This is a genomic window from Nitrospira sp. BLG_2, assembly GCF_049222245.1.
On record NZ_JBLYIG010000227.1, the window covers coordinates 1 to 7,214 of the forward strand.

Consider the following 7,214-nt stretch of genomic DNA (forward strand, 5'->3'; position numbering starts at 1 on the left):
TCGAATTCCGCAGCATCACATTCGGCCGACCGAGCCGGTATCGTGCTCCTTGCTTTCAGTCCCTCGTACCCGAACCGGCTCTTTACGCCGGCTGAGTTTCCCGATCAGCACGAAGAACAGCGGCACGAAGAAAATCGCCAGGAACGTCGCGGCAAGCATTCCGCCGAACACCCCGATGCCGATGGAATGCCGGCTCGCCGCGCCGGCGCCGGCGGCGGTCACCAGGGGCACCACGCCGAGTATAAATGCCATCGACGTCATAATGATCGGCCGGAATCGCAGCCTGGCCGCTTCAATCGCCGCATCCATCAGCGATAGACCGTGCTCAGACCGCTGATTGGCGAATTCCACGATCAGGATCGCATTCTTGGCCGCCAAACCGATGAGCGTCACCAGACCAATCTGAAAATAGATGTCGTTGGTCATGCCGGACAGCCACACAGCGAGCAGCGCCCCGAACACGCCGAACGGCACGGCAAGAATCACCGCAAACGGCACGGTCCAGCTCTCGTACTGCGCAGCCAGCACCAAAAACACCATGAGGAGTCCGAATGCAAATGCCACGACCGATTGCGCGCCGGCTTTGCGTTCCTGGTAAGAAAGGCCGCTCCAGTCGCTGTCGAAACCTTGAGGGATCAACACTTCCCGCGCCACTCGCTCCAGCGCATCGAGCGCTTGGCCTGAACTGTATCCTGCCGCCGCGGAGCCCAATACGAGCGCGGTATTGAATCCGTTGAAGTGCGTGACGGGGTCCGGCCCCGCGGCATACGTCGTCGTGACGACCGTGTCGAGCGGGATCATTGCCGAGTCCTGCCCTCTCAGCGATCGAACATAGATCTTGCTGATATCGGCGGCACTGGATCGGTACCGGGGTTCCGCCTCGGTCTGGACCCGGTAAACCCGGCCGAACTTCACGAAGTCATTGATATAGAGGTTTCCGAAATAGGCCTGGAGAGTATCAAAAACCTCCGAGATCGGCACGCCCAGGGCCTTGGCCCTTTCCCGGTTGACCTTGGCATGCACGCGCGGCGCGCTGACACGAAAACTCGTATTGATCGCCCCGATGGCCGGATCCTGCCCCGCTTTGGTCACGAACTCTTGGATGACGGCCGCGAACTTTCCGAAATCCCCGCCGGCGGGGTCCTGCAACTGCAGAGAAAAGCCGCCTGTGGCGCCGAGGCCTCGAATGGAGGGCGCGTTGAAGGGAAGGATCAGCGCTTCGGGAATCTTCATGAACTCTCGAAACGCACCGGCAATGATGGCCTGCACGTGGTCCTGCTTGCCCTTCCGCTCATCCCAGTGCTCGAGGGGCGTGAACATGGTCGCCGTATTCGTTCCCCGTGTGTTGAAGACAAAGTTCTGACCAGACAAGGTTTGCGTTCCGTACACGGCCGGAAGCGACATGTAATACTGCTCGATTTTGTCGAGGACCGCATCCGTTCGCCTCTTCGAGGCGCCGTCCGGGAGTTGGGCAACCGTGATGAAGTATCCCTGATCCTCCTCGGGCAAGAAGGACATGGGAATGATCTTGAATAGACCCGCCGCACCGCCGATCACCACCCCGAACATAACCAGCGACAGCACGATATGTCTCAACGCGAAACCGACCGTTTGGGCATAGCGGATTTGGATCCGCTCGAACAGCCGGTTGAAGAGTCCGAAGACCCCTCTGCGAGGACCATGACTCGGCTTGAGAACCAGGGCGCAGAGCGCCGGGCTCAGCGTGAGCGCCACGAACCCGGAGATCGCGACAGACACCGCGATCGTGATCGCGAATTGCTTATATAACTGGCCGGTGATGCCCCCCAGGAACGCCACCGGCACGAACACGGCGCAGAGCACCAACACGATGGCGATCACCGGCCCGGTCACTTCGCCCATCGCTTTCTTCGCCGCGTCCTTCGGCGAGAGCCCGTCGGCCATGTGGCGCTCTACATTCTCGACGACCACGATGGCATCATCCACGACGATCCCGATGGCCAGGACCAATCCGAAGAGGGTCAGTGTATTGATCGAAAACCCAAATGCGGCCATGCTCGCAAAGGTTCCGATCAGCGATATTGGGGCCGCCACCGCCGGAATCAACGTGGCGCGCCAGCTCTGGAGGAAGATATAGACGACCAGGATGACCAGCACCATGGCTTCCCCGATGGTCGTGATGACCTCCTTGATGGAGACCTCCACGAACCGCGTCGTGTCATAGGGAATGTCGTAGGTCACGCCCGCCGGAAAGATCTCGGCCAGACGATCCATCTCCTGGCGCATCCGTTTCATCGTATCGAGGGCGTTGGCACCCGGCAGGAGAAAGGTAATGAGCAGCGCGGTCGGCTTTCCATTGTACCGGCCCTCCAGGACGTACGACTGCGCCCCCAATTCGACCTTCGCGACATCTTTGAGACGGACCATCGATCCGTTCGGCAGGGCACGAACAATCATCTCCTCGAATTCACGTACGTCGGACATCCTCCCGTCCGTCATCAGCGGAAGGGTCAGCTCTGTTCCATTCGGCGTCGGCTCCCGTCCGACCGTCCCCGCGGGAAAGTCCCGATTTTGCTCGCGCACGACAGTGGCGATATCCGTCGGCGTGAGGCTCAACTGCGCCATACGGACCGGGTTGAGGATCAAGCGCATACTGTAGTCCTGCTGCCCGAAAACCAGGGCATCGCCTACTCCGGGGAGTCGTTTAATGTTGTCGATGATGCGCAGGATCGCATAATTGGCGAGAAAGAAGGCATCATGCTGGGGATCACTGGATTGCAACACCGCGACGGCAAGCAGATCCGGCGACATTTTTTTCACCGTGATCCCTTGGCGGACCACTTCCGGAGGAAGTCGCGGCACCGCCAGTGCCTGGCGGTTTTGCGTCTGGACCTGCGCGATATCGACGTTGGTGCCGATCTCAAAGGTAAGCCGGATGGTCATGTGCCCGTCATTGGTGCTCGTCGATTCGAAGTACAGGAGATTGTCGATGCCGGGAAGCTCCAGCTCAATCGGACGCGCCACTGATTCCGCCACCACCTCCGCGCTGGCGCCGGGGTAATCGGCTTCGATTTGCACCATCGGAGGCGTGATCTCCGGAAACTGGGCAATGGGCAACACCTGCATGGCCACGAGTCCCACCACCACGATGACGATCGAAAGGACCGACGCAAAAATCGGCCGATCGATGAAGAAGGTCGGACTCATTCGGTTCCTTCCGTGCCGGTGGTGCCGGCCGGTGATCCTTCCTCAGCGGGGCTTGTCGCCATAACTCTCAAAGGCTTGACGTGAGCGCCCGGCATCACTCTCTGGAATCCGTCGACCACGATCCGCTCGCCTGCCAGCAGCCCTTCCTCGATGAGCCAATCATCGCCTCGCCACAGGGTCGCCTTGACGTCGCGGATATCCACCTTGTCGCCCTCGCCGACCACATAGACAACCGGCCCTTTCGGTCCCTGTTGCACCGCGCGCTGCGGAACGAGCACGACGTTGGGCTTCGAGACACCGTGAAAGCGGACGGTGACGAACTGTCCCGGCAACAACACACGATCGGGATTCGGGAAGACCACCCGTGCCTCCCGCGATCCCGTCTCTGTCCGCAGACTCACACCGGCAAAATCCAACACCCCCTCATGGGGATAGATCGTCCCGTCAGCGAAGGTGATCATGCCTGTCAAGCGGTAGATCCCGGGATGTTGAATCCGTTGCGCAAGGATGTCCCGCCTCCGCTTCAGGAGAAAGCTCTCCGGCGCGCTTACGATCACGTACATGGGGTCCACTTGATGAATGACGGTCAGCAAGTCCGTCTGCGCGGTGACGAGCCGGCCTTCGTAATAGCGGGTCCGCTCGATCAAGCCGTCGACGGGCGCGACAATGACCGTGTTATCAAGATCGAACCTGGCTTTGGTCAGGTCTCCCCTGGCCGCTTCCAGCGCGGCCTTGGCGGCGAGATCTTCCGCGACGGCATCATCAACATCCTTTTGGCTGACGGCTTGTTCGGCGAGCAGCGGCTTCACCCGAGCCAGATTCTGCTTGGCTTGTACTAACCGCGCCTCGGCCTGGCCGACTCTCGCCTTGGCGCTGGTCTCCGCCGCCTTGAAGGGCACAGGATCGATCTGATAGAGGCGATCGCCTTGCTTGACATCGCGGCCCTCGGCGAAGAAACGCTGCTTGATAATCCCGGTTACCTGCGGTCGAATTTCGACGATACTCGATGCCTCCGTCTGTCCGATGAACTCCGGTTCGTCGGGCAGAGTTTGTAAAGTGATCTCCACGACCTGGACTTCAGGGATTGGATGGGCGGAAGGAGAATCGGGTTCCCTCTTGCACCCGAAGAGGCCGGGTAGCACGATCAACACGATACAGCCGATCGCCAGTCTCATCGTTATGGTGTCGGTCATGGACAATCAAAGCTCGGACGATTACTCGGTCACAACATAGGGGATCGCTCGCTCGAAAAACGCTCTGAGCAGCCACGCAATTTTTTCATGCGTCTCCCCTCGGATCACGCCCTCGGCAAACACGGCACGCCTCTCCGAGACATCGCCTTCCGACGGACGCCACCCCACGTGTCCTCGGTGCCACGGCAGGAGAGTTCCTCACCAGCTCCGGGTCTCTCCATGTTTCATGATCCACACCCTGGACGGGTCGAGACCCAGTCGATCCGCCTCGGCCTTTGCGCGCAGGGCAGGCTCCTCGATCGGTTCCTCCGTCATATCGAACGTGCCCCAATGCATGGCCACAAAGCGTTGCCCTTGGACATCGGCAAAAATCTGCAAGGCCTGTTCAGGCGTGACATGGGTCATCTTCATCATCGAAGGGGGAACATAGGCCCCGATCGGAATAGCCGCCAGATCAAAGGGGCCCAAGAGGGTTCCAATTTCCTTGAAGACCGAATAGTAGCCCGTGTCTCCGGCGAAGAAGAACCGCTTCATGCGCCCGGCGACGGCCCATGCGCTCCACAGCCGCCGATTCGTATCCCAAAGACTGCGTCCCGAAAAATGCTGGGCGGGGAGACAGGTGACGGTCAAGCCATGGACCTGCCGGATTTCCCACCAGTCCATTTCCTCCACTTTCGTAATGCCGATGTCCGCAAACCAGGCCTTCAATCCCAGCGGCACGATGAACAACGGGTGATGCATCCGGGCAAGCCGCTGAACCGTATCGACATCCAGATGATCATAGTGATCGTGCGAGATGAGAACGAGGTCAACCGCCGGCAGCTCCTCGAACGGCAGGCCAGGCGGCATCAGCCGCTTGGGACCGGCAAACGTCACGGGACTTGCCCGTTCCGACCATTGCGGATCAGTCAGAATCGCGACGCCGTCGAGTTGTATGAGGAATGTAGAATGGCCCACCCAGGTCACGGTGTCTTCGGTTCGATTGCTCCTGAGCGCGCTGCCGTCGTTTTCAACGAACGGCAAGTCCGCGGTGCGGGTGTGAAAGGTCGTCTCCCATATTCGCACCGGGACGAACATAATTCGCTCCCAAAGACTCGGCGGAGCAAAGGCCGAATCCGTGTTCCGAAATCCATCCTTCAAAATGTGGGGACGGTCTTTGTGCAAAGGCTCCGCCACCTTCCCGCAGCCGGACGGCAGACTCAGCAGCCATGCCACGCAGAGCAGCAGAGCGAACGGCTGACGAATTCTCTTACGGATACTTTCCGGCTTCTGCATCAATTATCCGGCATGGATTTATAATGGCCGGTTTCGGCGGCTCCCCATATAAAGATTCGTTCCCCGAGCCCCGACATCCATGCCTGATTCATTGTTTGTGTCTCCGATGCAGCATACGTGATAAGCCTCCCGCGTACAACGGTCGAACGGCATGATCTTGCGCGACTTCGGGCGCACCTCGCTTCGGCCAATCCACCGCCGGCGCTCATGAAACAGCCGCCGGTCGAACCGGAGGATCTTTCCAATCACAGCAACGGCGAGAGCAGCCTCGCAACCGAGTCTCTGAACCGAACGGCAACATGGCGTCTCTTATAGGTTGCCGGGTCGAATTCGGTGCAATGCGCGAGGTCCCGCTCGAAGTCCCGCTCCCATTCCTTCGCAAGCCGTTCGCTATACAACACCGCGTTGAGTTCGTAGTTGATGCTGAAGCTGCGGATGTCGATATTCGCCGAGCCGATCGAGCAGATCTGGGAATCGCTGCTGATCGCCTTGGCGTGCAGGTAACCTTTTTGGTACAGGAACACGCGCACACCGCTCTCGACGATCTCGGCAACATACGTATTCCCGGCCCAATCCGGCAGTTTGTTCCCCGACGGCCTGGCGCTCAGCATGACTTTGACGTCGACTCCCGACATGGCAGCGGTGCTCAAGGCCTCCGCGAGACTCGCGTCAAGGATGAAGTAAGGAGACTGAATGTACACGTGCCGTTGCGCCGAGATGATCATGAGGGAATAGAGCTGCCTGATCGCCGCCCATTGCGAGTCCGGTCCCGACGTGAGGATCTGGACCGGCACATCACCCTTGGAAGACTCCGCCGCGTCGGCCGGAAAGTAAGGGATCGAGAACAGATTCTCCTTCACGGCGTTATACCAATCGATCATGAACACCGCCTGCAATAGGGCGACCGCTTCCCCCATGATCCGCACCTGCGTGTCGCGCCAGGAATCAAAGCCTTTTCCTCCGTCGAGGTGCTCGCGGCCGATATTCATGCCGCCCGTGTAGCCGATCGCGCCGTCGATGACCGTGATCTTCCGGTGGTTGCGATAACTGATCGTGTGCAATCGATACATGGGCGAAGTCGGCGCCACATGCACTCCCGCCGCGCGCAACCCTTGGAGATAGGAACGGTTGAGATGGAGGCGTGAGCCGAGCGGATCATAGAGCAGCCGGACCGCGACGCCGGCTTTCGCCTTCGCGGTCATGATGTCCTTCAACTTCTCGGTGAACGGATCCGCGGCCCAGGTAAAGTACTGGAGGTGGATGGAATGGCGCGCCGCTTCCATATCCCTCATCAGGCTGGGATAAAACTTTGAGGCATCCTGCTGGATCTCCACGTGGTTCCGGCTCGTTAACGCCGAATTGGAATTGCGCCTTACGAGACGCATCAGCTTCCTGCGGGACGCGCTCTTGGTTTCGAGCCGGGTGATTTCCTCATCTTGGCGGCACAGCATCGGCGCGAGAAGCGGAAAGGCGGACGCCTCCAGATCCTGCCGGAGCAGCTCACTTTGGTTGCTGAAGGCTTTCCGATCCCGACCGAACAGGAAGTAAACCAAGACGCCG

Annotated in this window: 5 protein-coding genes; all 5 read right to left on the reverse strand. The window is 59.7% G+C overall.

The window, feature by feature from the left end; all coding sequences use genetic code 11:
- Positions 1–15: 15 nt before the first annotated feature.
- Complete coding sequence (locus ACOSYY_RS06350; protein WP_421661424.1) at positions 16–3,186, reverse strand: multidrug efflux RND transporter permease subunit; 3,171 nt, start codon at positions 3,184–3,186, stop codon at positions 16–18.
- Positions 3,183–4,379: an efflux RND transporter periplasmic adaptor subunit gene (locus ACOSYY_RS06355; RefSeq protein WP_421661425.1), complete on the reverse strand. Its 1,197-nt coding sequence runs from the start codon at positions 4,377–4,379 to the stop codon at positions 3,183–3,185. Before ACOSYY_RS06355 ends, ACOSYY_RS06350 begins: the two co-directional genes overlap by 4 nt.
- Positions 4,380–4,400: 21 nt before the next feature.
- Complete coding sequence (locus tag ACOSYY_RS06360) at positions 4,401–4,547, reverse strand: hypothetical protein (RefSeq protein ID WP_421661426.1); 147 nt, start codon at positions 4,545–4,547, stop codon at positions 4,401–4,403.
- Positions 4,548–4,577: 30 nt separating this feature from the next.
- A complete protein-coding gene (locus ACOSYY_RS06365; RefSeq protein WP_421661427.1) occupies positions 4,578–5,654 on the reverse strand; it encodes an MBL fold metallo-hydrolase in 1,077 nt (358 codons plus the stop codon).
- 245 nt (positions 5,655–5,899) lie between these two features.
- The coding region (gene cls / locus ACOSYY_RS06370; RefSeq protein ID WP_421661428.1) for a cardiolipin synthase at positions 5,900–7,214 on the reverse strand (1,315 nt) is incomplete at its 5' end.

Coding starts and splice junctions, on each gene's coding strand:
- ACOSYY_RS06350 (WP_421661424.1), bottom strand. CDS start 3,186: ATGAGTCCGACCTTCTTCATCGATCGGCCGATTTTTGCGTCGGTCCTT.
- ACOSYY_RS06355 (WP_421661425.1), bottom strand. CDS start 4,379: ATGACCGACACCATAACGATGAGACTGGCGATCGGCTGTATCGTGTTG.
- ACOSYY_RS06365 (WP_421661427.1), bottom strand. CDS start 5,654: ATGCAGAAGCCGGAAAGTATCCGTAAGAGAATTCGTCAGCCGTTCGCT.